This window comes from Acidovorax sp. (assembly GCF_016783915.1).
In the GTDB taxonomy this organism is placed as follows: Bacteria; Pseudomonadota; Gammaproteobacteria; order Burkholderiales; family Burkholderiaceae_C; genus Acidovorax.
On sequence record NZ_JADHVT010000026.1, the window covers coordinates 1 to 26605 of the forward strand.

Consider the following 26605-nt stretch of genomic DNA (forward strand, 5'->3'; position numbering starts at 1 on the left):
CACCTGCGCGAGCAGCGTGGCCCGGGCCAGCAGCACATGGTCGGCAATGGGCGTAAAAGGTTTGGCGGGCAGGGCCACCGTGCCGTTCCAGGCGTGGTGAAAGGTCAGCGCCGCACCATGGTCGATGAGCCAGGGCTGGCGGTGCCACATCAGCAGATTGGTGTTGCGCGCAGTGCGGTCCACATTGCCCACCAGGGCATCGAACCACACGAGGCGCGAGGCAAAATCATCCGACACCACATCCACCGCCGGGTCGAAATTGAGCGCGCCCGAGAGGTAATCCAGCCCCACGTTCAGGCCACCGCTGGCGCGCACCAGGTCCTGGATTTCGGGGTCGGGCTCGGTCTGCGCCAGGGCGGGGTCGAGCTGGGCCAGCACGATCTCGGGCACGGGCAGGCCCAGCGCACGGGCGATGCCGCCCGCAATGATCTCGGCCAGCAGTGCGCGCACGCCCTGCCCTGCGCCACGGAACTTGAGCACGTAGGTGCCTAGGTCGTCGCCCTCGACGATGGCGGGCATGGAGCCACCTTCACGCAGCGGCGTGACGTAGCGATTGACGGTGATGGTTCTCACAAGGTCTCCCTCGATCCGATGGAATGCGGGATGGTACGGCCCGCAGGGCCCAAGATGGCCTGCCATGCAGCCTGCAGCGCATCTTGTGCGGCGGGCGCCAGCACCCCCAGGCGCACGGTGCCGGGCAGGCCGAATGACGCCGCATCGCGCAGCTTGATGCCGCCGGCGCGCAGCGCAGCCAGATCGCTCTGCAACGTGTGGGTAGCAGGCTGCACGCAGAAATAGTTGGCCAGGCTGCCCGCGTGCACAGCCCAGCCCAGATCGGTGCACAGCGTCTGCTGGCGCGCCTTCCAATCGCCCAGGGTGCGCAGGCTGTGCACCAGCCATTGCTGCACGGTGGCCTGCGTCCACGCCTGCAGCAGTGCCACGCCGTGGGCACCCACGGGCCAGGAAGACGCCAGGGCCGTCAGCCCCAGTGCCTGCTCTTCACAGTCTGGCGGCGCAATCGCATAGGCGGCACGTACACCCGTCAGCCCCAGGGCCTTGTTGGGGGTCCAGAGCTGCCAGCAGGCCGAGGGCATGAGTGGCGACGGCGCACCAACCCATGCGCCCTCCGCGCCGAGCCTCAGGGGGACATACGCGCAGTCGAGCACACGCCAGGCAACGTCGGCATCGCTTTGTCGCCAACCGCGCAACGAGGGATCTTCCACACCCAGAGGGCTGGAGGGCTCGCATGCCCATTGCAGGCCCGCTGCGGCGCCGCCGCCCCGCAGCACCTCCAGCCCGCGCACCTGCGCGGCCTGGGCGTAGTCGCCATAGCTGTGTGGCGGCACGGCCACCTGCACCGCGCCCTGCTGTGCGGCCAGCGCGGTGATGCGGTGGATGAACTCGCTGGCACTGGCCGCCAGCACGATGCGCCCTGGCGATACGCCGTGGAAGGCGCCCAGGGCCTCGCGCAGCGCCGTGTAGGCCGGGTCGGGGTAGCGCGTGGCGTCGGCCGCCTGCACGGCGTGCAGCGCCTCGGGGCATGGCCCGCAGGCGTTGCTGTTGGTCGAGAAATCAAACACCGGAACGCCCGCGGCGTCCGGGCCACCGTGCAACGGCGTGGGCGCAGAGAAACGACGCGGCGAGCTCATGCATGCGCCCAAGCAAACACCACCAGCACCAGCAACTGCAGGCCCGCCACCACGGGCACCATGGCCAGCACCACCTGCGTGCCCAGGCGTGCAGCGCGCCGCGTATCGAGCGGCCCCGCCCGGCGGCCCTTGCTGTGCAGCGTGTACACCCCGGGCTTGGCCAGGCGCACGTTCAACGCCAGTGCCATGGCCGCCATGGGCCAGCCGCTGTTGGGCGATGGCGTCTTGCGCGCCTGGCGGGCCAGCGTGGAAAACGGCAGTCCCCTGGCGACCACCGCCAGCAACAAGGCGGTGATGCGGGCCGGCACCCAAGACAGCACATCGTCCGCCCGCGCCGCCCACTTGCCCGCCCATTGCCAGTAGCGCCCGCTGCGCATGCCGGGGTAGCCCCACATGGCGTCGGCCGTATTGGCCATGCGGTACAGCGCAGCCCCCGGCAGACCCAGCAGCGCAAACCAGAACAGCGGCGCCACCACGGAATCGTTGAGGTTCTCGGCCAGCGACTCGATGGCCGACTCGCGCACCTGCACGGCGGTGAGAGCGCTCACGTCCCGGCTCACCAAGCGAGCCAGCTGCGCGCGCCCGGCGGGCAGCGACTGGCCCAGCGCCACCTCCACCGCCAGCACCTCGTCGTGCAGCATGCGCCAGGCCAGCAGGGGCTTGAGCAGCAGCGCCAGCATGCCGAGGGCAAGCCAACCCATCAGCGTCAACGCCAGGTGCTGCAACCACCAGGAAACTATCAAAACAATAGCAGCCAAGGCAATCCACACTATCGCCCCCAGCCAAAAACGCCGAAAGTCCTGTGCCACAGGCGTCAGCGGGGCCACCCGCTCGCCTCCCCAGTGCAAGGCCGTGCCCATCCACACCACCGGGTGCCAGCGGGCGGGCGGCTCCCCCAACCACCAGTCAATGGCCAGTGCCAGCAGCGGCACGCCCATCCACACCGCTGCCGCAGGCCAGCCCAGGCCAGGGAGCAGTAGCAAGGACCAGTGCTCGGACACAGTGGCTCAGTCTTCGATGCCGCGCTGCGCGGGAATGCCCGCCTTGAACGCGTGCTTGATCAGCTGCATCTCGGTCACGGTGTCGGCCAGCTCGATGATCTCGGGGGGGCAGCGGCGGCCGGTGAGGCACACGTGCACGTCCTTGGGCCGATCGCGCAGGGTCTGCAACACGCCGTCGAGCGGCAGCCAGCCGTAGATCAGCGGGTAGGTGATCTCGTCCAGCACCACCAGGAAATGCTCGCCCGACAGGATGGCGGCGCGCGCCTTTTCCCAGCCGTCGCGCGCGAGCTGGGCCGAGTGCTCCAGGTCCTTGCTCTTCCAGCTGAAGCCGTCGCCCAGGCCTTCGATGGGCAGGCCTATCTGCTCGAACATGCGGTGCTCGCCAAATCGCGCCGTGGGCACTTTCATGAACTGGAAGATCTTCACGGCCTTGCCCCGGCCATGGGCGCGGAGCGCCAGGCCAAAGGCGGCCGTGCTTTTGCCCTTGCCGTCGCCGGTGTTGACGATGACAAGGCCCCGGCGTTCGCCCTCGGGCTTTTCGTAGCGTTTTTCGGTGGGCGGGGTTTCGATCTGCATGGTGTCGATTCTTTCAGAGAGACCGGGCATCACACGCCGGCCGGTTGCAGCGGGGAAGACAACGAGGACGGACGGCGCGCCTGCCACGCGGCGCCCGCCATCGCCACCAGGGCCATGACCAGCAGGGCCACGATGCCGGCCATGCGCTCCACGGGGCTGGGCTCTTTGACGGCGTCGGGGGCTTTGCGCTCGGGCTGCCGCTCCAGTAACACGCCCATGGTAGGCACGGCGGGCGCGGAGGGTGGTGCTTCTGCCTGGGCGGGCGGCGCGGGCAGGTCAGCGGCGGGGGGCGCAGGCTGTGGCGCTGCCAGGGCTGGCGACTGCGGCGCCGCAATGGCCATACCTGCAGGCGGGGTCAGCTCTACGGACTCACCACGAGCCGCTCGCTCCACCCAGCGGCGCACGCTGGGCAGCTCGGCCGCCAGCGGCGCGGCACGCGTCAGCTCCTGGTACATCTGCGCCAGTTGTTTTTGCGTGTCGGCATCGGCCTGCCAATAGCCCTGGCGCTGCGCCTGCACCAGGCGCTCCAGCGACTGGGCATAAGCCTGCGGATGCTCTTTGAGCCACTCGGGCAGGCCCAGCTGGTGCTTGTCGCGCACCAGCACGTCGTAGAAGCTCTGCCAATGGTCGCTGCGCACCGTGTCGGGCGCGACGGCCTGCCAGCCCCAGGCGAACTGCACGGCCTTGAGCACCTGCAGCGTGCCCGAATAGCCCTCGGCCTTCTGCGCCTGGAGCCAGCCCGGGTGCAGGTAGCGCGACTGCATCTCCAGCGCAATGGCGCGCTGCGCGGTCTCGGTAGTGGGCTCGCCTGCATCCTGCAGCTGGGCCACATGCAGCTCCAGCCCCTGCGCTCGCCCCGCCACGCGGGCTGCGGCCGACAGGCCGCCCAGGTACTGGAACGGATCGTCCGAGCTGACCATGGCATACAGGTGCGAGCTGCGCGACAGGATGGCGGCATCGGCGCGGCGCAGGTGGGCACCCAATGCCTGAGCCGCCACACCGCCCGCCACGCCGGTCACCGGCTCGCCCGCCAGATAAGGCTGGCTCATGCGTTCGAGGAACATCTGGCCCAGGCGCGCATCGTTGGTTTGCAGCCCGTCGCTTTGCACCGCGTCCGACAGGCCGGTGCCGTAGTCGCCCACCGCATTGCCGAACGAGCGCACGCGCGCCAGTTGCTCGGCCTGCGCGCGGGGCACGCCCTGCTTGCGCAGTTCCTGGTCGATCTGCGCGGTATTGCGAGCGATCACGTTGCCGGGCTCGGCCGTGGCGGCCTGGGCCACCGCACGGTCCAGCAGCGCCATCAGCCCGGGGAACTGGTCACGGTACGAGCCGGTGATGCTCATGAGCACATCGACGCGCGGGCGTTTCAGCTCATCGGCGGGGATGGTCTCGACCCGCGCCGGGCGGCCCGAGTCGTCCCACACCGGGCGCATGCCCAGCGCCACGAGCGCCTGCGCTTCCATGATGCCCTGGTGGCGCAGCGTTTCGCCCGCCCACAGCGACAACGCCAACCGCTGCGGCGCCTGGCCACCATGGCGCGCCTGGTAGTCCTTGAACCAGTCGTTGAACAGCGTCTGCGCCACGGCATAGGCCTGGCGCGTGGGCAGGCGGCTCGGGTCCAGCCCCGTGAGGTTGCGGCCTGTGGGCAGGCTGTCGGGGTTGCGGATGGGGTCGCCACCGTACGCAGCGGGCAGGTAGCGCCCTTCCAGCGCAGCCAGCAAGCCGGGTAGCTCGCCTTCCGTGGCCAGCAGGCGCTCCAGCTCTTGCGCGCGCTGTGCCAGTTGCAGCAGCGCGGGCGTATCGATGGGTTGGCGCGCTGCGCGGTTGGGCACATGGTCTTGGGCGCGCACCAAGCCGTCCTGTGCTGGCGGTGCATCGGGCAGCGCGGGGCGCAGGTCCAGCACGCTGGCTGCCTGCGCATCGGTCAGCGCCACTTCGAGCCAGCGCGCGGGGCGTGCAGCCAGCACCGCATCGTGCTTGATCAGGAAGGCTTCGTCGATGTCTTCGCCCAGCGCCTCGATCAGCGGCTTGCGCAGCGCCTGCAGGACGGTCTCGCGCCGCTGCTCGGGCGCGGGTACGCGGCCGAACACGGCCAGGCCCTTGGGCTGCGAGCTTTGCGCGAGCTGGTCCAGGTAGGGGTGCAGGATTTCAAGAAAGCCGTGGAAGTCGGCCGCGATGCGCTCGGCGCTCCAGCCCAGGTCGTGGTGCAGCTGGTGCTCCACAAACTGCGCCACCAGCTGCTTTTCGAGCGCGCGGCGCGTGGGGCCTTCGTCCACGGTTTCCCATTCGTGCATCACCTCGTGCATGTGTGCCATGCGCGCCTCGAAGCCGGCCGGAGCGAACACGGGCGTGCGGTGGCTCACCAGCACAGCGCGGCCCCGGCGCTTGGCCGTGAGGGCCTCACCCAGGTTGTCCACGATGTAGGGATAGACCACGGGCAGGTCACCGAGCGGCAGCAGCGCGTCGTCGTGCACATCCAGCGCACGGGCTTTGCCACCGGCCCATTCCTGCGTGCCGTGGGTGCCGAAGTGGATGAGCGCATCGGCCTCCAGCTGCGCCCACAGGTACACGGCCAGGTAGTGGTGCGACAGCGGCGCCTTGGACTTGTGCATGAACGGGTTCTGGCCCAGGCGCAGGGTTTCTTCGCGCGGGGGCTGGGGCAGCACCGAAAGGTGACCCACCTGCAGGCGTGGGATGGCGAACACCTTTTCGCCCTGCCAATTGACCACGTAGCGGCTCCTTTCGGGAGTGCCCCAGTGCGCGTTCATGCGCTCGCGCACGGCCTTGGGCAAGGTGGCCAGATGCTGCTCATAGCGCGCCAGCGGCAGCGCGGCGGCCTGTCCGTTTTGCAGCAGCGCGCGCACATCGGCGCCGGGGTAATACGCGGCGAGCAGCGGCTTGAGCCCATCGATCCAGCCCTGCTCGGGCACCTGCTGCGTGCGGTAGCCTGCCTGGGCCAAGCCGCCAGAGACCTGCTCCAGGCTGCGCGGCACGTTGAGGAACGAGGCGCCAAAGTTGGTGCCGCCCGGGGGGTAGTTGTAGACCATGGCCACCAGGCGCTTGTCGGCGGCAGGTTGGGTCTGCAGCGCGATCAGGCGCCGTGCCTTGGCGACCACGGCCTGGGCCTGGCGTTCGATGAGGCGGAAGTCTTGCCCCTCGGCGCCGTGGGCAGCGACCAGGACCGGGTCGATGGCACCCGCCGCCTCAGGCTGCGCCAGATAGAACGGAACATCGGACAGCGACAGGCCCGTGTCGCTGACCTCCCACGCGGCGGCATCGCCTGCGCGGTAGGGCTGCGTGCCGAGCAGCGGCACGCCCCAGCGGGCCAGCAGCGGCTGCAGCGCGGCGGCCTGGGGCACGAGCTGGTGCAGCACCAGGACAGAGGCGTGCAGGCGGCCGGGTCCGGTGCCGCTCTCGGGGGGCAGCTCCAGCACCTCGGCCAGCGTCTGCGCCGTGACCTGCTGCCCAAAGGCGGCATAGGCGAACAGGCCTTGCTGGCGGAAGGTGCGCAGCCAGGCATCGAGCCATTCGGTACTGCCATCCACAAAATGGTGGCGGTGCACCAGCACGGCCACGGCGGGCAGGCTGCGCAGCGCGGGCTGGCCCTGGCGCCAGGCCTCCAGCGCGGCGGCGTTGGGGAGCAGGCGGGGCGCGTCGGGGTGGTAGATACCCCGGGGGGGCAGGATGTCGGGCGCGGGCAAGGCAGGCATGGCAGCACCCGCCACGGTGGCACGCGCCAGGGCAATGGCGTTCTTCAGGTTGCGCGGGCCACCGGCCTGCAGGTAGGCCACCATACGGGCGGGCGCATCCAGCGCAGACAGGTCGACGGCGGGCGTGCCCGCAGGCACCCAGACCACGCGGCCAGGGGTGCGCACAGCACGCGCATCGAGTTGCGGCCCCGCCATGCGGCGCAAGCGCGCCTCCACGCTGGCATGCGGTGCATCCACCCACACCATGGCGGCGCCTGCCAGTGCGCGCTCCAGCTTCTGGGCCTGGGCCGCGTCGAGCACCGCCGGGCCGGCCAGCGGGTAATCGATGTGCACAAAGCCCAGGCCCGCGTCGGAGGCCAGGCGCTGCACCATGGCCGTGCGTGGGGCGGTGGTGATGTCAGAGGTTAGCCAGAGCAACACGGGCGCAGACTGCGCGGCCTGCACCAGCGGCGCAGCCAGCAGCAGGCACCACAGTGCCGTGCGCAGGATCAGCGCCTTCATGGCTTGGCGGGGTCGGCCGCGCCAGCGCCCGCGTCTGCAGGCGCCACACCGGTTTCGGGGATGTAGACGATGTTACCGTCTTCGAGCTTGTAGGCAACGCCCGCACGCACGCCCTGCCCTTGCGCTGCGCTGCCAGCGCCCTTGAAGCGCACTTCCTTGCCCTGCTCGCGCACGACCACTTCCATGTCGGGCTGGCCGGGGTTGCGGATGATGGTGACGCTCTCATGAGCGCTGGTCTGGGTCTGCACGGCCACGGCCGTGAGCAACGCCACGACCAGCACCAGGAACACGTCCACCAGGTTCACGGCGGACAGCATCGGATCGTCGTCGTCCTCGGCCAAGACGTTCAAGTGGCGCAAGCTCATTGCGCCACCCCGCGCTCCTTGCGCACCACCAGCAGCTCGGCCAGCAGCCAGCGGCGGCGCACCGAGTACACCACCAGGCCCACCGACGCGGCGGCCAGCGCCAGCACCACACCCGCAAAGGCGCCGCTGAACACCGCCAGCGCCTGCTGGCCGTTGCCCGCCGCCACGCTCTGCAGCGCAGGGCCCAGCGGGATCATCGTGGCGATCAGCCCCAGCATGGGCGACAGGCGGCTGAGCAAGCGCACGGGCTCCACCTGGCGCACCAGTTGCAGCTCCAGCTCTTCCATCGACAAACCCGGCGCCACGCGCAGCGAACGGTACTGCGGCTGGCGCCAGCGCTGCCACGCCTCCATGAGCGTGGCGCCGCCCGACCACAGCGCGTAGACAAACGCCAGCCCCACCAGCACCAGCACCGGCCACAGCAACGACTGCGCGACCTGCGAAAAACCCGATTCGATGTTCATGCTTCCACTCCCTCAATCCATGTGTTGTTTCATTGGCTGTGCTTGCGCTGCATCGATGGCAGCGCCATCCACATGCCATCCAGATGCCGCACGTGGATGCGGTGGTCAAACACGCTCTCCAGCGCCGCGTGCGTGGCGGGTGCATCGCAGGCGCCCTGGTGCAGCACGCGGCCCTGTGCCATCACCACCATGTCGTCGGACTGCAGTGCCAGCGACACCTCGTGCAGCACGCTGACCACCGTGCCCCCCGCATCGACCAATGCACGCATGGTGTGCAGCCAGTCGGTCTGGTGCGGCGGGTCGAGGTTGGCCAGGGGCTCGTCCATCAGCAGCACCTGCGCCTGCACCGCCAGGGCGCGGGCCAGCAGCACGCGCTGGCGTTCGCCGCCCGACAGCTGCGACAGCGGGCGGTGGCGCCAGTCCCAGGCCTGCGTGGTGCGCAGCGCCTGCTCCACCGCTGCGTGGTCGGCCGCACCCGGCGGTGCCAGCCAGGCCTGGTGCGGCAGCCGGCCGAGCATGGCCACGTCATAACTGGTCAGGTCGTCAGCCGAGCCTTCGTTCTGCCCCAGCCAGGCGAGCTGGCGGGCGCGTTCGCGCGCAGGAATCTGCGCCAGCGGGCGGCCGAGCAACAACACGTCGCCCTGCACCGCCACACGCGGCAGCAGGCCCGCCAGCACCTTGAGCAGGGTGGACTTGCCCGCTCCGTTGGGGCCGACGATGCTCGTCCAGCGCCCGGCGGGCAATTGCAGGTCAATGCCCTGCAATATCGAGCGATTCCCGATGCTGGCGCTTATCCCATTTGCACTGATAGCTATTGATTTCATAGTGCGCCCCCGTGCGAGGTGCGCCGGTGCATGAGCCACAGCAGGTAGGTGCCGCCCAGCGCCGCCGTGAGCACGCCCACGGGCAGCTCCTGCGGCGCCAGCAGCCAGCGCGCCAGGATGTCGGCCGCCATGAGCAGCACCGCGCCCATCAGGCTGGAGAGCACGATGTGCCGTTCGTGTGTCACGCGCACGATGGAGCGCACCAGGTGCGGAGCCGCCAGCCCCACAAAGGCGATGAGCCCCGTCTGCGCCACCGCCGTGCCCGTGGCCAGCGCCATGGCAGCCACCAGCCCCACACGCATGGGCATGAGTGGCAGGCCCAGGCTGGCGGCCGTGGCCTCGCCCAGCGTGAGGCCGTCCAGCGCACGTGCCAGCATCCAGGCGACCACCGAGCACAGCGCCCAGGCCACGGCCATGAGCAAGCAGGCCGCCCAGCCCACAAAAGCAGTGCTGCCCAGCGTGAAGGCCTGCATGGCCTGCAGGATGTCGGGCGAGGCCAGTTCCACCAGGTCACGCAGCGCACCCAGCACCACGCCCACAATCACCCCCGCCAGCAACAAGCGCAGCGTGTGCTGCACGCCCTTGGCGAGCAGCAGCGTGAGCACCACCGCCCCCGCCGCGCCCAAAAATGCCATGCCCGTGATGCCGATGCGGGCCATCCACTGCGCCGCCACCGGCGACACCCCGAAGAGCGCCATGGCCACCGCCCCGCCCAGCGCTGCGCCCGAGGCACTGCCCAGGAGGTACGGGTCGGCCAGCGGGTTGCGAAACAACCCCTGCGCCACCGCGCCCGACAGGCCCAGCAGCGCCCCCGCCAGCCACGCACCCGCCGTGCGTGGCATGCGGATGTCCCACACGATCTGCCAGGCCACAGGGTCACCGTGCATGCGCAGCACGCTGTCAAAGCCCGTGCTGCCCACGCTGGCGCCACACACCGCCAGCAACGCGCTGGCGAGCAACAGCCAGGCGGCACACCATGCGGCGCGGCGGCTGGCGGAACCCGTGGGCAAGTCGATCGGAATGCTGGTCATGACGCTTTGTCCACCAGACACCGCGCCATGATGCGGGCCGCCTCGGCCATGCGCGGCCCAGGGCGCACCACCACATCGGAATCGCCGGGGCCAAACACGCACAGCCGGTTCTCGCGGATGGCACGCATGGAAGCCCAGCCGGGGTACGGCACCATGGCCTGCATGCTGCGGTTGCCGATCATGATGATGTCGGGGTTGGCGCGCACCACGAACTCGGGGTTCAGGCGCGGAAACGGCCCCAGCGACGCCGGCACCACGTTGCGCACGCCCAGCCGGGTGAGCGATTCGCCAATGAACGACGCCTCGCCCGCTGCATAGGGCCCACGGCTCACCTCGAAGTACACACGCACATTTTTGGCCTTGGGCGGCAGGGACTGTGCAGCCGCCAGCACGCCCGCGTCGATCACACGCCAGAGGCGGTCGGAGCCTTGCGCGCGGGGCACGCCCAGCAGGTCGCTCACCGTGCCCAGCACGCGGCGCACGTCGGCATGCGTCTTGGGCTCCAGCTGCACCACGGTGAGGCCGAGCGCCTCCAGCCGGTCACTGGCGCGCGAGCTGACGGACATCAGCACCACATCGGGCTTGAGTGCCACGACGGCCTCGATGCTCGGGTCCAGCCCGCCGCCCACCTTGGGCAACTTGCCAATTACCGCTTCTGGCCAGTTGGAATAGCGGTCCACACCCACCAACCGGTGACATTGCTCCAGCTCGCACACGCTTTCGGTCAACGAGGGCAGCAGGCTGACGATGCGCTGCGGCGGACGGGGCAGCGAGACCTCGCGGCCCTTGTCGTCCTTGATGTGCACGGGCTGCGCACGCGCCAAGCCGGCCATGAGCAGGCCCAGCGCAATCACGATGGCGATCACCCAGAGGATGCGGCGCACGGGGGTGGGTTTCATCAGCGAGGTTCTTTCAAGGTAAGCGGCAGGCCAGCCGCCATGAGCGTCACGCGGGGGCACACCTGCGCCACCTGCTGGTTGAGCGTGCCGAGTGCATCCACAAAGACGCGCACCTCGCGCCCCATCGGGATGACCCCCAGGCCAATTTCGTTGCCCACCAGAACAACGGGCCCGGGGGACTGTCCAATTGCTACCAAAAACATAGCCTTCTGCGCTTTCCAATCAAGCGCTAGCGCCTGTTTTTGTTCCAAATTCATGCTTTCCACGCCCATGGGCATGGTCCAGTGGGTGAGCCACAGCGTGAGGCAGTCCACCACCACCAGGGTGTGCGGCGTGCTGAGCCGCGTGAGGGCTGCGGCCACGTCGTGCGGCTCTTCCACGGTTTGCAGGCCAGGCACCCGTTCGGCGCGGTCACGTTGGTGGCGGGCGATGCGTTCGCGCATTTCGTCGTCCCAGGCCCGGCCCGTGGCGATCAGCACGGCGCGGTGGTCGCTGGACTGCGCCAGCCAGTCGCGTGCCAGCAGTTCGGCGCGGCGGGATTTGCCGCTTTTCTGCCCCCCCAGGATGAGTTCGGTGGTGATGGAAAGCGAGACGGAATTCATGCTTTGCTCTCACCGCCCAGCAGATGCGCCACCGCCTCGGGACTCGAAGGGAACCACGCATGGAAGTAGCTCGCGTGGATGCTGCCTTGCTCGTACAGCGCCTCGCCCGCATCCGGCGCAACCGCCTTGTTCGGGCGCGCCGTGCGGGCCACCACGGGGGCGCTGCTGTCGCTGGTCGAATAGTGGAAGGTGTGGCCGCGCAACGTGTGTCCTGCCACGGTCAGTTGCTGCGGCCCCAGCGCTGCTAGGCGCTTTTGCATGGTCACGCGGCCCGGCAGCAGGCCCCACAGCGGAGCCGCGCTGCCATCGGTCAGCGTGATGGAATCGAACAGCGCCATCATGCCGCCGCACTCGGCCCACATGGGTTTGCCCGCGGCCACATGGGCGCGCAGGCTGGCCAACATGCCGGTGTTGGCCGCGATCTGCGCGGTGTGCAGCTCGGGGTAACCGCCGGGCAGCCACACGGCATCGCAGTCCGGCAACGCCGTGTCTTGCAGGGGCGAGAAGAACGCCACGCGGGCGCCCATCTGTTCCAGGCATTGCACATTAGCGGCGTAGGTAAAACAGAACGCCGCGTCACGCCCCACGGCCACGGTGCGGCCCGCGAGCAGCGATGGCGCAGCAATCTTCGAGGCGGGCGCCGGAAAGTCCACGGCCCAGCGCTGCATATCCTCCAGCGTCATCTGGCCCAGGGGTGTAGCGGCCAGGGCATCGGCCGCTGCGTCCAGCCGCTGCAGGCTGTCGTCCAGCTCGTGCGCAGCCACCAGGCCCAGGTGGCGCTCGGGCAGCAGCGCCGCACCGGCCTTGGCGGCTAAAGGCGCATTGCCTGTCTGCACCCGCATCAGCGCGCCCATCCAGTCGTCGGCATCTTGCAAGCCGTCACGCAACATGTCGGCATGGCGGGCACTGCCTACACGGTTGGCCAGCACACCGGCCCAGGGCAGGCCCGGGCGGTAGTGGCGCAGGCCATAGGCCAGCGCGCCAAACGTGCCCGCCATGGCGGAGGCATCGACCACCGCCAGCACCGGCACCGCAAAGTACCGGGCTAGGTCGGCTGCGCTGGGGTTGCCGTCAAACAGACCCATCACGCCTTCGATGAGGATCAGGTCCGACTCGCGCGCAGCGTCGTGCAGCCGCTGCGCGCAGTCGGCCTCACCGTTCATCCACAAATCGAGCTGGTGCACCGGCGCACCACTGGCCAGTTGGTGCCAGTGCGGGTCCAGGAAATCCGGCCCGCACTTGAACACCCGCACCCGCCGGCCCTGGCTCGCATGCAGGCGCGCCAGGGCGGCAGTGACGGTGGTCTTGCCCTGCCCGGAAGCCGGGGCTGCAATCAGCAACGCGGGACAGCGTGTCACACCTCACCCCCAGTGCGGTACTCACCCAGCGGCCGACGAAACTGGCGCGCCCCAAGCCAGTGCCACCGTGGAACTGGCTCCGCCAGGCCACGGGTGGCGTCCCCCCTCCGGGGGGAAGGCGCGCAGCGACTCAGGGGGGGCTTCATTGAGGTGCCCACTTCACACCGACGTAGACCGCGCGCCCTGCAGTGGCGTAAGTGCGGGCCAGCTGATAGCCCTTGTCGGCCAGGTTGTCGATGCGGGCCAGCAGCGTGTAGTCGCGCGCAATGCGGGTGCTGGCGTACAGGTTGACCAGCGCATAGCCGCCCAGCACGTTGGTGTTTGCCACGGTGTCGAAACGGCGGCCTGATGCCTGCACTTCGGCGCCCACGGTCCAGCCCGCCAGGCGGGTGTCGGCGCCAAAGGTGGCGTGCTGCTTGGCGCGGCGTGCCAGCTGCTTGCCGGTATCCAGGTCACGCGGGCGCTGCAGGTCGATGGAGCCGTGCAATTGCACGTCACCCACGCGGTGCGAACCCGCGAACGTCACGCCCTTGTATTCGGCGCGGGCCGTGTTGGCGTAGCAGCCAAAGTCCGACAGGCAGGTGCCGGGGCCAGAGAACGAAATCAGGTTGCTCACACGGTTGCGAAACAGCGTGGCCGAAAACGTGCTGCTGCCCTGGGCGTATCGCAGTGCCACTTCGGCATTGCGGCTGCTTTCGGGGCGCAGCGTGGCCACGCCGTATTCGCTGAAGCGGTGGTACAGCGTGGGCGCACGGAAGGCCGTGCCCACGGACGCCGTGGCGCGCCACTGCGGGGTGATGGCGTAGCCGTAGGCCACGCTGCCAGTGCTCTTGCCACCAAACTCGCTGTCGGAATCATGGCGCAGATTGAGCTGCACGGTATGGCCTGCAGCGTTGTAGCCGTAGCCCAGCGCCAGCGCGTCTTGCGAGCGTTTGGCGTCGATGGGCTTGTTCTCCAGCCGATCCTCACGGCGCTCCAGGGCCGCCGTGACCAGGTGCGCGCCCTGGCGCCATTCGTTCTGGAAGTAGTAGCCGCGCAGGCGCGTGTCGCTCAGATACGGCGAGGGGCGGGTTTCGTATTCGTCGCGCGAGTCGGTGATGGAAAAGCGCGTCTTGTAGGCACTGCTCCACTGAGCAATCCAGTTGAGGCCCAGTGCGTGCATGGTGTGCAGGTTGCGGTCGTCCTTTCCCATGCCGCTGTCGTAGCCGCTGTTGGTGTCGTTCTGCATCAGGGTGCCTTCGAGGCGATGCACTGCGTTCACCTGCAGGCCTACCCGCGCGTGGCCCGCCGTGCTGCGGTAGCCGTCACGGTCGGGGTTCTGTCCAGCGATGGGGCGCGCGTTGAAGCCCTTGCTGTCATCACGCGCCAGCCCCAGTGCGTAGTCCAGCGTGCCGCTGGCACCGCTGATCCCGGCCTCCACCTTGGTGGTGTTATTGCTGCCAACGCCCACGCCCACATAGGGCGCCGTGCCGTTTTCACCGCGCTTGGTGAAAATCTGCACCACGCCGCCCAGGGCGTCCGAGCCATAGACGGCGCCCGCTGGGCCGCGCAGCACTTCAATGCGATCGATGAGGCCCAGAGGAATGCTCTCCCAGGGAGCACCACCGGTGGATTGCGAGTCGATGCGCACCCCATCGATGTACACCGCAGTAAAGCGCGATTCCGCGCCGCGCAGAAACACGCCAGTGGTGGTGCCAGGGCCACCGTTGCGCGAGAACTCCACACCGGGCAGACGGGCCAGCAAGTCGGCCAGACCGGTGGCGCCACTGCTTTCGATGGTTTCGCGGTCCACAATGGAGATGTCGGCCACCAGGTCGGCCAGCGGCTGCGGGGTGCGCGTGGCCGCCACCACCGTTTCAGACAACGACGGTGCGCGCAGGTTTTGCGCCAGCAGCTCGCCGGTGGCCGGGGCGGTCTGTGCGAAAGCGCCGCAGGCGCTGCCAGCCAACAATGACAGCAGTGCCAGGCGTGGGGCGGGCAGGCGCAACGACGCCACAGGGCGCGCACGAAGGGTACGGATTTTCATGGGGATCAAGGTCAACAAACAACCCGGGCCGGCCTCCCGCCAGCGTATGGGTGATACAGCCGCGCAGCGCCAAAAAAGGGCGCACGCAGCCACCGTGTTGGCCGGTATCCGGGCTGGCGGAACACCCCCCCAATGCCTTCCCAGGCGCTTGTTCAAGGCGCCCAGTGGCTTATGGATGGAGAGAGAATCAGGTGATTCGTCCGCTGACCGTTGCGGGGGCAGCGCAGGCTGGGCGGGTACCGGTGGTACGGCGCCTCCCTGCTTCCCGTTGAACTGCGGCATGTGAACCACACCGCGAGCACCAACGTCGGGATTTTACGACCGTTTACAAGCTGCTCCCAGAGCGCCAGATCAAGCGGGCAGCTCCGCATGGCACCCACGCGGCCGACAATGCACTTGTATCTGTTGCGCATTGCACACCACTGCAGCTTGGGGCCAGGGACCGCTCGGTGTCACACCGCCTACAATCCAAGGCTGTATGGCAATACCGTCCCCCACCGACCAGATCGCCGAGCGCGTGGAGCGCCTGCTGTTGCGACATGCGGAGTTGCAGCGCACCAATGCCCTGCTGGCTGATCAAGTTGCGGCACTGACGCAGGAGCGCGACTCGCTCAAATCCCGTTTGAGCGCAGCACGCGCCCGGGTGGATGCCCTGCTCGAACGCCTGCCCGCCGCCGCGCCGCTCACGAAAGAAGCCGAATGAAGCAAATCGAGGTGCAGATCCTGCAGCAAAGCTATCTGCTGACCTGCCCCGAGGGCCACGAAAGCCGCCTGCTGGATGCCGTGGAGCGTGTGGACACTGCCATGACGCGCATCCGCGATGCGGGCAAGGTCCGAGCTCGAGAACGCATCGCGGTACTGGCCGCCCTGAACCTGGCTTTCGAGATCGCCGACCGCGAAGCGGCAGACCTTGCAGCCGCAGCCCAGCCCGTGGCAAATCCATCTGCCAGCGCCAGCGCACCGTTGGCGGGGCACCAGGAAAGCCTGCTGGCTGATACCGATCATCAGCGCCTGCAAAGCCTGGTCCAGCGTCTGGACGACGCCTTGGGCGACGACGGGCGCCTGCTCTAGTCCTTGGCGGGCTGTAGCAGACCGTTCTCTCCCCCGTCCGTCACAGCCGCTTGCGGGCTTTACATGACCCCGAGCGCGCAGCGCCCGCTGGCAGCACCTACAATTGACAGGTCTGCGAAGCTGTCGGGCTTTATATTTCCTTGAACCAATGCTCATTGAGCTCGGGCTTGGTACATCGTCCGGTGAGCGTGATCATCTCGCGTCAGATGAACCCAACGCCAGGCTGCCCTCGCCCACCTGAACCCCCGGTTCAGGATGAGGGTCCGGTGGCATTCGCAGACACCCTCTTCCCCATGCCCTGTCATAGCAAGCACCCGCTGCTGCGTCCGTGACAGGGCATTTTTCGCGGCTCTCCGCGTGCTCTGTTGTTCTTTGTTGCCTGATATCCAGCCATGCTCGATCCCCTGCTGATTGTTGAACTCGGTGTGCTCGGCCTGGCCACAGGCTTCCTGGCGGGGCTCTTGGGCATTGGGGGCGGCATGCTGCTGGTGCCGTTCCTGACCTATATCCTGGGCGCTCGGCAGGTAGCGCCCGACTTGGCGGTGAAGATGGCGATTGCCACGTCGATGGCCACCATCATGTTCACGTCCATTTCCAGCGTGCGAGCCCATCACAAGCGCGGCGCCGTCCGTTGGGACATCGTCAAGCGCCTGGCACCTGGCATTGTGCTGGGCGGATTCGTTGCCAGTCTGGGGGTGTTTGCACTGCTCAAGGGCTCGTTCCTGGCGATCTTCTTCGCACTGTTCGTGAGCTTCTCGGCCACGCAGATGTTCCTGGACAAAAAACCTGCGCCCACGCGCCAGATGCCGGGCGGCGCAGGCCAGGTGGCGGCGGGCGGCGTCATCGGTTTTCTGTCCGGTCTGGTCGGCGCGGGCGGAGGCTTTGTCAGTGTGCCCTTCATGACCTGGTGCAATGTGCCCATCCACAATGCAGTGGCCACCAGTGCCGCGTTGGGGTTTCCGATTGCGCTGGCGAACGTGATTGGCTACGTCCTTGGCGGGCAGAACGTGAGCGGCTTGCCGTCCGCGTCTCTGGGCTACATCTGGCTGCCTGCACTGGGGGTGATTGCCACCTGCAGCGTGCTGACGGCCCCGCTGGGTGCCAAGGCGGCGCACAACCTTCCCGTCAAGCAGCTCAAGCGCGTGTTTGCATCGCTGCTGTTTGGCCTGGCGGCCTACATGCTGTGGAAAGGCGTTTCGGCCGCATAAGGCCGACAGAAAGACGGATTGGACGGCCGACCCACCGGCCGCACGGCTTGGTCGCTACGCTCCAGACCTTCAGGTGCTCAAAGGCCGGTGACGCCCCTGGGCCTTCAGCGGCAAGGGTTTGCTCAGCATAGCGCGGAACTGTTCCGCTGGCAGACCAGGTGCACACAAAAAACCCTGGTAGTGTTCGCACTGCATTTGCTGCAGCACAGCCTGCTGAATTTCGGTTTCCACCCCCTCGGCCACCACCTCGATGTGCATGGCGCGGCCCATGCTGATGATGGCGCTGACGATGGCACGGTCGCCGTCGTCGTCGGGCAAGCCACGCACAAAAGACTGGTCGATCTTGAGCTTGTGAATGGGAAGTTTCTTGAGATAGGCCAGGCTCGAATAGCCCGTACCAAAATCGTCGATCGCCAAGCCAATGCCCAGCTCAGCCAGCACCCGCAAACGCTGCTCCATCTCCTGCGCATCCTGCAGCAGGATGGTTTCCGTCAGTTCCAGCTCCAGCAACGTGGGTGGCAACTGGTGCACCGCCAGCAGGCGTGTGATGCGATCCACAAAGTCAGGCTGGCGGAACTCCAGCGCTGACACGTTCACTGAAATCATGATGGGCGTGCCGCTGTGCATCCACAGGGCAGCCTCTCGCACCGCCTGCTCCATCACCCAGGCGCCCAAGGTCACGATATAACCTGATTCTTCAGCCAAGGGGATGAACACGGCGGGCGACACCGCGCCAAACTCAGCATCCGTCCAGCGCAACAGCGCCTCGGCCCCGGTGATGCGCCCGGTCGCCATATTGACCTGGGGCTGATAGTGCACGGCCATGCGCTGCAGGCCCAGCGCCTGGCGCATCGCATGCTCCATCTGCATGCGCGCGAGCAGGTTGGCGTTCATCTGCGGCTGGTAGAAGCCATAACTGCCGCGCCCACGCTCCTTGACGCGGTACATCGCGGTGTCCGACTGCTTGATGAGGTCGTCCAGCGTTGCGCCGTCTTGCGGGTACAGCGCAATGCCGATACTGCACTGAATCGAAAAGCCCATGCTGTCGAGCATGAAGGGCTTGAGCATGTCGTCCAGAATCCGGCGCGCCACGCTCTCGGCCACCGATGCATCACCACCGTGCAGATAGATGACAAACTCATCGCCTCCCAGCCGGCACAGCATGTCGGTTTGCCGCAAGCAGGTCTGCAGGCGCTCGGCCACCAATTGCAGCACCCGGTCCCCAAAGGGATGACCCAGAGAGTCATTGATGATCTTGAATCGGTCCATGTCCAGGAATAGGATCGCAAAGCCGGTGTCACTCTGGCGTGCCCCCTGGATGGCGGTGTCCACGCGCTGCGACAGAAGCAAGCGGTTGGGCAGACCCGTGAGGGCATCGCTGTAGGCCAGTTCCTCGATGCGCTTTTGCGCGGCATGCTGAAGCGTGAGATCGCGCATGAAGCCGATGCTTTGCACCAGCCGCCCTTCATCATCACGCAGGGCCACCCACGACAACTGGACTGCACAATACGCACCGTTGTCCCGGGGCAGCCACAACTCGCCTTCCCAGAATCCATCCTGGGCCCAGCCCTGCAGCACCTGCTCCATGAACGCGGCATCCGAGCCACCGCCAAAGAGCGAGGCAGCCACACAGCCTTCAAAACCCTTGGCGGTTGGCCCCACCAGCCGCTCACACCCTGGGTTCATGCGCATGATGCGGTGCTGGCTGTCTGCGATGAAGATCGCATCCAGACTGGACTCAAACACGCGCGCCGCCAGACGCAGGCTCGCCTGGGTCTCCGTCTGGCGGGTGATGTCACGGAACGAATACACACGCCCCACCGCGCAGCCCTGGCTGAACTGCGGCACCGTGCGCATCTCCAGCACCACGCCATTGCGCAGCTCGACGATGTCAGTGCTCTCCTGCATCGGCTCGCGATCGATGGCTGCCAAGCGTTCGGCATACAAACGGGAGTCTGCCACCTGGTCCGCCATGAAGGCGTACACCGCCGCATCGTCACGCTCCAGCAACAGCTGGCGAGGCAGGTTCCACAGCTGCGCCAGGCGCTGATTGAAGGCGCGCACCCGGCGGTCCAACCCACACACCAGCATGCCGTCGGCGGCGGAGTCCAGGGTGGCGCGCAGCTCAGAAAGTAACGTCTCCAGCTCGCGTTCGGTGGCCTCCTGGCGGCTGCGGTCTAGCATGGTCAGCAGCAAAGCGCTGCCACCACCATCCCCCCAGGGTACGCGTCTGACACAACGCTGCACCGGCACCAAGGTGCCATCGGGACGCAGCAAACTGGTGTGTGCGGGAACGCCTTGGGCAATCACTGCAGCGGGCTCAGACCAAAAGGCCAGCTCTTGGGGCGTGCTGGCCAGATCCAGCACAGACCGCCCCCGCATGGCGGCGGCAGACAGTCCCATAAGACGTTCGGCGCCTGCGTTGGCTTGCAAAATGTGCTGGCTCGCCTCATCCAGCAGCCACACGGCCTCCTGCAGGCCATCCAGCCATCCGAACGATTGCAGATCGCTCACGCCGCAGCCTCGTCAGGGCCGGGATTGACCGCTCGCTCAAAAAAGTAACAGATCCGCTGCCGGGGCGACAGGTAGTCCAGCGCATCACGCGGTAGCTGTGCGGGCTTGAGGCTGCGCCGTATGCCCAGTTCAGGTACAGTTTCCAAGTCTAGGATCGGTGCCTCGTCCTTGGGAACGCGCGGGTCGTGCACGATGACCTTGGGCCTCAGGGGCCGGGACGAATTGACGGAGGCCACAATGGCGTACCGGTCGTTGACCAACTGCACGATGGAGCCGGGCGGGTACACACCCATCATGCGAATGAAAGCGCCCAGAACCACAGAATCGAACCGCGCCTTGAGCTGGGCAAAGATGACAGAGAGCGCTTCATGCGGCGTGAGCGCCGTCACACCCATGGCCGGATTGCACATCCGGTCGTATTGGTTGACCAGGGCCAGGACCTGACTCATGCGCCCCAGATCAGGCCCCTTCAGACGCTGGGGAAAACCACTGCCGTCACACATCTCATGGTGCCGGGCAACTGCGGTCAGCACCGCGTCGGTAAAACCCATGCGTTTGGCCAAGGCCACGGACTCTGCCACATGGGTCTCGTAGCGTGTGCGCTCCATGGGGATCATGGAGGGCGTCGGCTGGCGCAGGTTGGGTGGCAGCTTGAGTTTGCCGATGTCGTGAATCAGCGCAGCGACGCCCAAATCGTGCAGCTCCTCACTTTTCATGCCCAGGGATCGCCCCAGCAACAGTGAGATCACCATCACATTGATCGGATGCAGACCGTTGCGCTCGCCCACACCTTCGGACAGCAGCCGGATGACGGAGTCACCGTTTTCCAGCAGCTCCGTGACACACCCGGAAACCAAGGCCTCCCCCTTTACCTTGGCCTGGTCCGGATGTTCAGAGACCGTACGCTCCATGGACTGGTATTGCCGGGTAGCCTCTGAGAAACGCTGATTGCAAGCGGACAAGGCCCGGTTTTGCGCTTCCAGCAATTCGCGACGCCGCTGCGCCTCGGGGTCTACGACCACGGTCGCCCCCGGTCCGGGAGCATCCAGGCCATTGGGCGCAGGGGCAGACATTTCGGGCACGCTCCAGGCCGCAGGCACCAGCTCCTGCAGTTCAGGATCGCTCTTTTTGGGGACGTACCGCACCTCAGTCAGCCCGAGCTCACGCAAAGTGGCGATCTGCTCAGACGATGCCACCCGGAAACTGCTGGTCGGGAACGGATGGTGCATCCAGCCCACATCGAGCTGAATGTACATGCCGACACGCAATTGGCTGATGTCGATGAGGATGGATGAGTTCACGTCAGGCGCACGATACATGGCGACATCAATGCCACCAATAGTTACGCAGATTATCACCAGTTCCAGTGACGTGGCGAAGAACCGGCAGGCCGCGCGGCGATCCGGCAACACTTGACTGAAAGCGGGCCTTGCTGGACCACCCCTGTACCCTCGGCAGAAGCATCTTCCAGCTTCCACCCACCGTTCGGTTGGGGTGATGTGGACGAGTCAGCGCCGCGCGCTCAGCGGCACCAGAGCGACGGCTTGTAAATGAGATCCATCCACAATGCCCAGGCGGCAACCCCGCACAGCATGGCACCTGCGGCCCGCGTGCCCCACTGCCCCCTCGCTAGATTCAGGCGGTTGCGAAGGCTGCTCCAAGCCCAAGGGCCGCCCACCAGCCACACCCCGCTGCCCAGGGCAAACAGAGCCATGGTGAGGGCGCCCTCCAGCGCTCCGCCACTGAGCGCCGCAACCAACAAGGCCGAGTAGAGCAGTCCACAAGGCATCAGGGCCCACAAGACTCCAGCCACCATCACTCCGCCCGGAGCCCCGACCAGCGGGCGAACACGCGCCCACACGGAGCGGCCAGCCTGCTCCACCCAGGCAGGCTGGCGCGACTGCACCATCATCATGAGCCCCCAGGCCATCACCGCCACATGCATGAGTGTCCAGGCGGGGCGCAGCGCCGTGGTCTGCTGGGTGAGCCATGCCAGACTGTCCATGGCCAAGGCTGCCATTGCACCGACGCCGGCATACCCCACAAGGCGTCCCGCATGAAAGGCCATGGTCCGCTGCAGCGTACCGCCACGCGGCGCCCAACGCACCACCTGCTCTGCACCCCCGTCCGACTGTGGCATGCCGCCCTGCCCCACCAATGCCCCGCAGGGCGCGGAGCACATAGCCAGGCAGTGGGACCCACCGGCGAGCCCCATGAGCAAAGCAGTCCAGCCAACCGTTGCAAGCATAGGTGTCAGATGATGCGCGAAAACCGGGCGCGGTTGCGGTCAGCCTGCAGATAACGGTCAAAAACCATGGCGATACCGCGCACGAAGAACCACCCGGTGGCGGTCACTTCAATGCCCTCAGGCCCCACCCTTACCAACCCCTGCTCCTGCATACCCTCCAGCTGCGCCAACTCTGCTGCGAAGTACTGACGGAAATCGATCAACCACGCCTGCTCCATCGGCTCGAACAGCAGCTCGCCCTGGCACATCAGGGCCATGATGGCCGCGCGGCGCACCAGGTCGTCGCGGGTCAGGGCCAGCCCGCGGACCACAGGCAGCCGCCCTTGGTCCAGGAAGTCGTAGTACTCGTCCAGCGTCTTGGAGTTCTGGCTGTAAGTCGCCCCTACCCGGCCGATGGCCGATACGCCCAGTCCAATCAGGTCGCAGTCTGGCTGCGTGCTGTAGCCCTGGAAGTTGCGGTGCAAGCGTCCCTGGCGCTTGGCCACAGCCAGTGCGTCGGTAGGCAGAGCAAAGTGGTCCATGCCCACATAGAGATACCCAGCGTCCATGAACGCATCGAGTGAGCGCGAGAGCATGGACAGCTTGCTCGCGCCTGTGGGCAATTCGGCGGAGATGATGCGACGCTGTGGTTTGAAACGCTCCGGCAAGTGTGCATAGGCATACAACGCAATGCGGTCAGGCCGCAGCTGCGCCACCTGCGCCAGCGTGCGGTCAAAAGACTCTGGCGTCTGGCGCGGCAGGCCGTAGATCAGGTCCACGTTCACCGAATCAAAGCCCAGCGAGCGGGCGGACTCCACCAGCGCAAAAACCTGCTCTGCAGGCTGAATGCGGTGCACAGCCTTTTGCACTTCGGCATCAAAGTCCTGCACGCCAAAACTCAGGCGGTTAAAACCCAATTCAGCCAGGAGCGCCAGACGCTCGGAGTTGACCGTGCGCGGATCCACTTCGATCGAGTATTCGCCCCCGGGCGCCAGCGTGAAGCTGCGCTTGAGCATGGCCATCAGCTCCCGCAAGCCCGCATCTGAGAGGAAGGTGGGCGTGCCACCGCCCAGGTGCAATTGACTCACCACCTGTCCTACGCCACAGTGCGCGGTGTGCAGGTCGATCTCGCGGCTCAGGTAGCGCAAGTAGACCTCGGCGCGGTCATGGTGTTTGGTGATGATCTTGTTGCAGGCGCAGTAGTAGCACAGGGATTCGCAAAACGGGATGTGCACGTACAGGGACAGCGGCATGGCCTTGGCCAGCGTGCCCGAACGGCGCTGTTGCAGCGCCAGCACATAATCTTCCTGACCGAAGGCCTCCACAAATCGGTCAGCCGTTGGATAGGACGTATAACGGGGCCCTGGCACGTCAAAGCGGCGCAGAAGATCTGGCGAAACAGCAGTCATGGGGAAATTTCCTTGCGTACACCTTGACTGTGCCGTAGGCTCCGGGACATGTCCTTGACCTGCATCAAGTGAACCAACAAGCGATACGGCGACAATTTGATGAAGGTCAGCCGCTCGCCCGCGCCCTGTATTCAGGTTCGTGTACGGCAAGCACGATATGCTCGACCAACAACCCAAGTCCATGTGCCTATGAACCCGCTCACCATCAAAGTCGCCTGCTCCAACTGCAACCTCCGCGAGCTGTGCATGCCCGTGGGCTTGAACGAAGAGCAGCTCCAGCGCATTGACGAGGTGGTTGCCGTCCGTCGCAAAGTCAAACGCGGAGGCACGCTGTTTCGCAATGGCGAGTCCTTCACGTCCCTGTATGCCATCCGCACCGGGTTCTTCAAGACCTGCGTGGCCACGGAAGACGGTCGCGACCAGGTCACGGGCTTTCAGATGGCGGGCGAGATCATCGGGCTCGACGGCATCGTCAATGACCACCATACCTGTGATGCGGTGGCACTTGAAGACGCCGAAGTGTGTGTCATGCCCTTCGACCGCATTGAAGAGCTGTCACGCGAAGTCACAGCCCTGCAGCACCACGTGCACAAAATCATGAGTCGCGAGATCGTGCGCGAGCACGGCGTGATGTTGCTGCTGGGCAGCATGCGTGCCGAGGAACGCCTGGCCGCCTTTTTGCTGAACCTGGTGCAGCGCCTGCATGCACGGGGCTTCTCGCAGTCGGAACTGGTGTTGCGCATGACGCGCGAAGAAATCGGCAGCTACCTCGGCCTCAAACTCGAAACGGTCAGCCGGACCTTCTCCAAGTTTGTGGAAGAAGGGATCGTGGAAGTCAAACAGCGCCATGTGCGCATTCTCGACACCGATGCCCTGCGACGCATTGTGAACAGCCAGCAGACCTGCCACTGACGACACTGACACTGAGCCACTTCCACGCAGAGGGTCGGTTCCGCACAAAGTACAACCATCTCTTGCGAAACGGCATGCATTGCATGCCCAGACAAGCAGGCGAAAAGGGCTCAGGGGCAGGACGATGTCTTGCGGCAATCGTCGGGGCGCTCCCCATCGGGCACCGGGCACCGGTTGACCTCGAACGGAGACATGGACAGCAGTGTCGTCAATGCGCTCGTGGCCATGGTGATGGCCCAAAACACAAAAAATGCGAGGGTGTACACCCCTTGCCGTGACAGCGCCAGGGGCTGGCCGAACCAGTGCAGGTCCTGGGGGTCCACCATGGCAAAAACCAGCATCTCCAGCACGCCCGCCATCAAGAAGGCGGGCCATGCAATCCACATCAGGCGTTGCGTCCACATATCGGTTCTGTCTCCTGGTGCTGCCTGGGGTCGCTGGGGGCAGCGACCGGCGGGTTGTCAGCGTGGTTGGTCTTGCACGGGGGTGGCCGCATGGTTGCGGGCCTTGAGTGCCGGTGCCAGGCTTTTCTCCGGCGCCACCAAGGTCTTGTTGATCTCAATGCCCTGTCGGTAGTAATCCTCGGCCACCACCGGGTCAGGCCGAGAAATCGCCAGCCACAGCGTCACAAAGCCAGCCACGATCACGATGGCAGGCCCGGCAATCACCAGCCACACATGGCCGAACTTCCACCAGGGCACGGGAACTGCCGGTGTCGCGATGGCAGGGTTTGAAGACATGGTGCTCTACTCCTCAACAATATCGGTCAAAGTGCGGCCCTGAAAGGCCCCACCGGGATGCCGCTCAACGCGGCACAAGAAACACGGATTTTTCCGTCACATGGGCAGCTGCCCCTACGGCCTGCACGTCAAACTGAACCGCATGCGAGCCCGACGTGGCGGAACCGTACGGAATCTGCAAACGCACGGCCACCCAGCGCGACTCTGCTGCGCCAATGTCCACTTCGGCCTCGGAGGCCACCTCCAGCCCCTCCAGTCCACGCGCACTGATGCGGTAGCGCTGTTCGCCCTCCGTGGCATTCATGATCTGCAGCCGATAAATATTCTCCAGTTTGCCCCCCGCCACAATGCGCGAGAGCGCGGCCCGGTCACGCACGACATCCACCTTCAGCGGCGTGCGCACCACCAGGCTGGCCAGCATGGCAACGCACAGTGCTACCAGCACGGCGGTGTAGATCAGCACACGGGGACGCAACACGCGACGCAGCATCTGGGACTGCGTCCAGCGCTTGGCCACGCCGTTCTGGGTGGAATAGCGGATCAGACCACGCGGGTACTGCATCTTGTCCATCACCGTATTGCAGGCGTCCACACACAACCCGCAACCAATGCATTCATATTGCAAACCCTTGCGGATATCGATGCCCACAGGACAGACCTGCACACACAGCGAACAGTCAATGCAGTCGCCCAGCCCCTGGGCCTTGTAGTCAATGTTCTTCTTGCGCGGGCCGCGCTGCTCGCCACGCTCAGGGTCGTAGGTGACGATCAGCGTGTCTTTGTCAAACATCGCGCTCTGAAAGCGCGCATAGGGGCACATGTATTTGCAGACCTGCTCGCGCATGAAGCCTGCGTTGCCGTAGGTGGCAAAACCGTAGAAAAGCACCCAGAAAATCTGCCAGCCACCCTCAAACGCCAGCAGCTCGCTGCCTAATTCACGGATGGGCACGAAGTACCCTACGAAGGTGAAGCCGGTCCACAGGGCCACGGCAATCCATACCACCTGCTTGAGAAACTTTTTACGGATCTTCTCGAACGTCCAGGGACCGTTGTCCAGACGGAGGCGGGCACTGCGATCGCCTTCGATCTTGTGCTCGATCCACATGAACATTTCGGTGTACACCGTCTGCGGGCAGGCAAAGCCACACCACAGGCGCCCCGCCACGGCGGTGAACAGGAACAGCGACAGCGCCGAAATGATCAGAAGGCCGGTGAGGTAGATGAAATCCTGCGGATACAGCACCAGACCAAAGATGTAGAACCTGCGGGCCCCCAGATCAAACAGCACCATCTGGCGCTGGCCCCATTCAAACCACGGCAGCCCATAAAACACCAGCTGTGTCAGAAACACCATGCCCCAGCGCCAGCGCGCAAACAAGCCGCTGATGGAGCGCGGGTAGATCTTCTTTTGCGCTTCGTACAGCGAGATGATCTCGCCCGCAGAAGAGGCATCGGCGGCGACTGGCGTGATCGGAATGACCTTGCGAGCAGGCTCGCTGGGTGTACTCATGGTGTCGC

24 protein-coding genes and 1 riboswitch are annotated in these 26605 nt (G+C 66.3%); of the genes, 4 read left to right on the forward strand and 20 right to left on the reverse strand.

Features of this window, described 5'->3' with window-relative positions:
- From ISS20_RS07625 to ISS20_RS07685, 13 genes are all read right to left on the reverse strand, one after another.
- Positions 1-573, reverse strand: a 573-nt coding sequence (locus ISS20_RS07625; RefSeq protein ID WP_291435292.1) for a HipA family kinase, incomplete at its 3' end; no start/stop codon positions are given.
- The gene (locus ISS20_RS07630; RefSeq protein ID WP_291435294.1) at positions 570-1649 is read right to left on the reverse strand and encodes an aminotransferase class I/II-fold pyridoxal phosphate-dependent enzyme; all 1080 of its coding nucleotides are present in this window, start codon (positions 1647-1649) and stop codon (positions 570-572) included. The genes ISS20_RS07625 and ISS20_RS07630, both read right to left, overlap by 4 nt.
- Positions 1646-2587: an adenosylcobinamide-phosphate synthase CbiB gene (gene cbiB, locus ISS20_RS07635; protein WP_291435366.1), complete on the reverse strand. Its 942-nt coding sequence runs from the start codon at positions 2585-2587 to the stop codon at positions 1646-1648. The genes ISS20_RS07630 and cbiB overlap by 4 nt, the downstream gene beginning before the upstream one ends.
- 69 nt (positions 2588-2656) lie before the next feature.
- Positions 2657-3226, reverse strand: coding sequence for a cob(I)yrinic acid a,c-diamide adenosyltransferase (gene cobO, locus ISS20_RS07640; protein WP_056747164.1), 570 nt, complete (start codon positions 3224-3226; stop codon positions 2657-2659).
- A gap of 29 nt (positions 3227-3255) precedes the next feature.
- Positions 3256-7437: a cobaltochelatase subunit CobN gene (cobN, locus tag ISS20_RS07645; RefSeq protein WP_291435299.1), complete on the reverse strand. Its 4182-nt coding sequence runs from the start codon at positions 7435-7437 to the stop codon at positions 3256-3258.
- Complete coding sequence (locus tag ISS20_RS07650) at positions 7434-7802, reverse strand: DUF2149 domain-containing protein (RefSeq protein ID WP_291435301.1); 369 nt, start codon at positions 7800-7802, stop codon at positions 7434-7436. Before ISS20_RS07650 ends, cobN begins: the two co-directional genes overlap by 4 nt.
- Entirely contained in the window at positions 7799-8266 is a 468-nt protein-coding gene (locus ISS20_RS07655) for a hypothetical protein (RefSeq protein ID WP_008906167.1), read from the reverse strand. Before ISS20_RS07655 ends, ISS20_RS07650 begins: the two co-directional genes overlap by 4 nt.
- 29 nt (positions 8267-8295) lie before the next feature.
- The gene (locus ISS20_RS07660) at positions 8296-9090 is read right to left on the reverse strand and encodes an ABC transporter ATP-binding protein (RefSeq protein WP_146871354.1); all 795 of its coding nucleotides are present in this window, start codon (positions 9088-9090) and stop codon (positions 8296-8298) included.
- Positions 9087-10121, reverse strand: a complete 1035-nt coding sequence (locus ISS20_RS07665; protein ID WP_291435310.1) for an iron ABC transporter permease — start codon at positions 10119-10121, stop codon at positions 9087-9089. The genes ISS20_RS07660 and ISS20_RS07665 overlap by 4 nt, the downstream gene beginning before the upstream one ends.
- Positions 10118-11020 (reverse strand): ABC transporter substrate-binding protein, encoded by a 903-nt coding sequence (locus ISS20_RS07670; protein WP_291435313.1) that lies wholly within the window; start codon positions 11018-11020, stop codon positions 10118-10120. The genes ISS20_RS07665 and ISS20_RS07670 overlap by 4 nt, the downstream gene beginning before the upstream one ends.
- Positions 11020-11622, reverse strand: coding sequence for a bifunctional adenosylcobinamide kinase/adenosylcobinamide-phosphate guanylyltransferase (locus ISS20_RS07675; RefSeq protein WP_291435315.1), 603 nt, complete (start codon positions 11620-11622; stop codon positions 11020-11022). Before ISS20_RS07675 ends, ISS20_RS07670 begins: the two co-directional genes overlap by 1 nt.
- Positions 11619-12980, reverse strand: a complete 1362-nt coding sequence (locus ISS20_RS07680) for a cobyrinate a,c-diamide synthase (protein ID WP_291435318.1) — start codon at positions 12978-12980, stop codon at positions 11619-11621. The genes ISS20_RS07675 and ISS20_RS07680 overlap by 4 nt, the downstream gene beginning before the upstream one ends.
- Before the next feature lie 142 nt (positions 12981-13122).
- Positions 13123-15006: a TonB-dependent receptor gene (locus ISS20_RS07685; RefSeq protein ID WP_291435320.1), complete on the reverse strand. Its 1884-nt coding sequence runs from the start codon at positions 15004-15006 to the stop codon at positions 13123-13125.
- 81 nt (positions 15007-15087) lie between these two features.
- A riboswitch (cobalamin riboswitch) is annotated at positions 15088-15327 on the reverse strand.
- Positions 15328-15484: 157 nt separating this feature from the next.
- On the opposite strand from ISS20_RS07685, the gene ISS20_RS07690 reads away from it, so the two are divergent.
- From ISS20_RS07690 to ISS20_RS07700, 3 genes are all read left to right on the forward strand, one after another.
- Positions 15485-15709, forward strand: a complete 225-nt coding sequence (locus tag ISS20_RS07690; RefSeq protein WP_015014799.1) for a hypothetical protein — start codon at positions 15485-15487, stop codon at positions 15707-15709.
- Positions 15706-16077: a cell division protein ZapA gene (locus tag ISS20_RS07695; RefSeq protein WP_291435325.1), complete on the forward strand. Its 372-nt coding sequence runs from the start codon at positions 15706-15708 to the stop codon at positions 16075-16077. Before ISS20_RS07690 ends, ISS20_RS07695 begins: the two co-directional genes overlap by 4 nt.
- A gap of 392 nt (positions 16078-16469) precedes the next feature.
- Positions 16470-17285, forward strand: coding sequence for a sulfite exporter TauE/SafE family protein (locus tag ISS20_RS07700; protein WP_291435327.1), 816 nt, complete (start codon positions 16470-16472; stop codon positions 17283-17285).
- 69 nt (positions 17286-17354) lie between these two features.
- On the opposite strand, the gene ISS20_RS07705 is transcribed toward ISS20_RS07700, so the two are convergent.
- The 4 genes from ISS20_RS07705 to hemN all read right to left on the reverse strand — a co-directional run bounded on the left by ISS20_RS07705 (position 17355) and on the right by hemN (position 23435).
- The gene (locus ISS20_RS07705) at positions 17355-19799 is read right to left on the reverse strand and encodes an EAL domain-containing protein (protein WP_291435329.1); all 2445 of its coding nucleotides are present in this window, start codon (positions 19797-19799) and stop codon (positions 17355-17357) included.
- Positions 19796-21118: an HD-GYP domain-containing protein gene (locus tag ISS20_RS07710; RefSeq protein WP_291435367.1), complete on the reverse strand. Its 1323-nt coding sequence runs from the start codon at positions 21116-21118 to the stop codon at positions 19796-19798. The genes ISS20_RS07705 and ISS20_RS07710 overlap by 4 nt, the downstream gene beginning before the upstream one ends.
- 203 nt (positions 21119-21321) lie before the next feature.
- Positions 21322-22047 (reverse strand): sulfite exporter TauE/SafE family protein, encoded by a 726-nt coding sequence (locus ISS20_RS07715; RefSeq protein WP_291435331.1) that lies wholly within the window; start codon positions 22045-22047, stop codon positions 21322-21324.
- 5 nt (positions 22048-22052) lie between these two features.
- Positions 22053-23435 carry an oxygen-independent coproporphyrinogen III oxidase gene (hemN, locus tag ISS20_RS07720; protein WP_291435333.1) on the reverse strand — a complete coding sequence of 461 codons (1383 nt, stop codon included), beginning with the start codon at positions 23433-23435 and terminating at the stop codon, positions 22053-22055.
- Positions 23436-23624: 189 nt separating this feature from the next.
- Between hemN and fnr the strand changes: the two genes are divergently transcribed.
- The gene (gene fnr / locus ISS20_RS07725) at positions 23625-24347 is read left to right on the forward strand and encodes a fumarate/nitrate reduction transcriptional regulator Fnr (RefSeq protein WP_015014806.1); all 723 of its coding nucleotides are present in this window, start codon (positions 23625-23627) and stop codon (positions 24345-24347) included.
- 110 nt (positions 24348-24457) lie between these two features.
- On the opposite strand, the gene ISS20_RS07730 is transcribed toward fnr, so the two are convergent.
- The 3 genes from ISS20_RS07730 to ccoG form a co-directional block, all read right to left on the reverse strand.
- Positions 24458-24751: a hypothetical protein gene (locus ISS20_RS07730; protein WP_056064380.1), complete on the reverse strand. Its 294-nt coding sequence runs from the start codon at positions 24749-24751 to the stop codon at positions 24458-24460.
- A 57-nt stretch (positions 24752-24808) separates the two neighbouring features.
- Positions 24809-25087 (reverse strand): FixH family protein, encoded by a 279-nt coding sequence (locus ISS20_RS07735; protein ID WP_056064383.1) that lies wholly within the window; start codon positions 25085-25087, stop codon positions 24809-24811.
- Between the two features lie 64 nt (positions 25088-25151).
- Entirely contained in the window at positions 25152-26597 is a 1446-nt protein-coding gene (gene ccoG, locus ISS20_RS07740) for a cytochrome c oxidase accessory protein CcoG (RefSeq protein ID WP_291435339.1), read from the reverse strand.
- Positions 26598-26605 lie beyond the last annotated feature (8 nt).

Excerpts from the sequence above, each read along its gene's own strand:
- ISS20_RS07630 (WP_291435294.1), bottom strand. The coding sequence starts at position 1,649 with ATGAGCTCGCCGCGTCGTTTCTCTGCGCCCACGCCGTTGCACGGTGGC.
- cbiB (WP_291435366.1), bottom strand. The coding sequence starts at position 2,587 with ATGGGCGTGCCGCTGCTGGCACTGGCCATTGACTGGTGGTTGGGGGAG.
- cobO (WP_056747164.1), bottom strand. The coding sequence starts at position 3,226 with ATGCAGATCGAAACCCCGCCCACCGAAAAACGCTACGAAAAGCCCGAG.
- cobN (WP_291435299.1), bottom strand. The coding sequence starts at position 7,437 with ATGAAGGCGCTGATCCTGCGCACGGCACTGTGGTGCCTGCTGCTGGCT.
- ISS20_RS07650 (WP_291435301.1), bottom strand. The coding sequence starts at position 7,802 with ATGAGCTTGCGCCACTTGAACGTCTTGGCCGAGGACGACGACGATCCG.
- ISS20_RS07655 (WP_008906167.1), bottom strand. The coding sequence starts at position 8,266 with ATGAACATCGAATCGGGTTTTTCGCAGGTCGCGCAGTCGTTGCTGTGG.
- ISS20_RS07660 (WP_146871354.1), bottom strand. The coding sequence starts at position 9,090 with ATGAAATCAATAGCTATCAGTGCAAATGGGATAAGCGCCAGCATCGGG.
- ISS20_RS07665 (WP_291435310.1), bottom strand. The coding sequence starts at position 10,121 with ATGACCAGCATTCCGATCGACTTGCCCACGGGTTCCGCCAGCCGCCGC.
- ISS20_RS07670 (WP_291435313.1), bottom strand. The coding sequence starts at position 11,020 with ATGAAACCCACCCCCGTGCGCCGCATCCTCTGGGTGATCGCCATCGTG.
- ISS20_RS07675 (WP_291435315.1), bottom strand. The coding sequence starts at position 11,622 with ATGAATTCCGTCTCGCTTTCCATCACCACCGAACTCATCCTGGGGGGG.
- ISS20_RS07685 (WP_291435320.1), bottom strand. The coding sequence starts at position 15,006 with ATGAAAATCCGTACCCTTCGTGCGCGCCCTGTGGCGTCGTTGCGCCTG.
- ISS20_RS07690 (WP_015014799.1), top strand. The coding sequence starts at position 15,485 with ATGGCAATACCGTCCCCCACCGACCAGATCGCCGAGCGCGTGGAGCGC.
- ISS20_RS07695 (WP_291435325.1), top strand. The coding sequence starts at position 15,706 with ATGAAGCAAATCGAGGTGCAGATCCTGCAGCAAAGCTATCTGCTGACC.
- ISS20_RS07700 (WP_291435327.1), top strand. The coding sequence starts at position 16,470 with ATGCTCGATCCCCTGCTGATTGTTGAACTCGGTGTGCTCGGCCTGGCC.
- ISS20_RS07710 (WP_291435367.1), bottom strand. The coding sequence starts at position 21,118 with ATGTATCGTGCGCCTGACGTGAACTCATCCATCCTCATCGACATCAGC.
- ISS20_RS07715 (WP_291435331.1), bottom strand. The coding sequence starts at position 22,047 with ATGCTTGCAACGGTTGGCTGGACTGCTTTGCTCATGGGGCTCGCCGGT.
- hemN (WP_291435333.1), bottom strand. The coding sequence starts at position 23,435 with ATGACTGCTGTTTCGCCAGATCTTCTGCGCCGCTTTGACGTGCCAGGG.
- fnr (WP_015014806.1), top strand. The coding sequence starts at position 23,625 with ATGAACCCGCTCACCATCAAAGTCGCCTGCTCCAACTGCAACCTCCGC.
- ISS20_RS07730 (WP_056064380.1), bottom strand. The coding sequence starts at position 24,751 with ATGTGGACGCAACGCCTGATGTGGATTGCATGGCCCGCCTTCTTGATG.
- ISS20_RS07735 (WP_056064383.1), bottom strand. The coding sequence starts at position 25,087 with ATGTCTTCAAACCCTGCCATCGCGACACCGGCAGTTCCCGTGCCCTGG.
- ccoG (WP_291435339.1), bottom strand. The coding sequence starts at position 26,597 with ATGAGTACACCCAGCGAGCCTGCTCGCAAGGTCATTCCGATCACGCCA.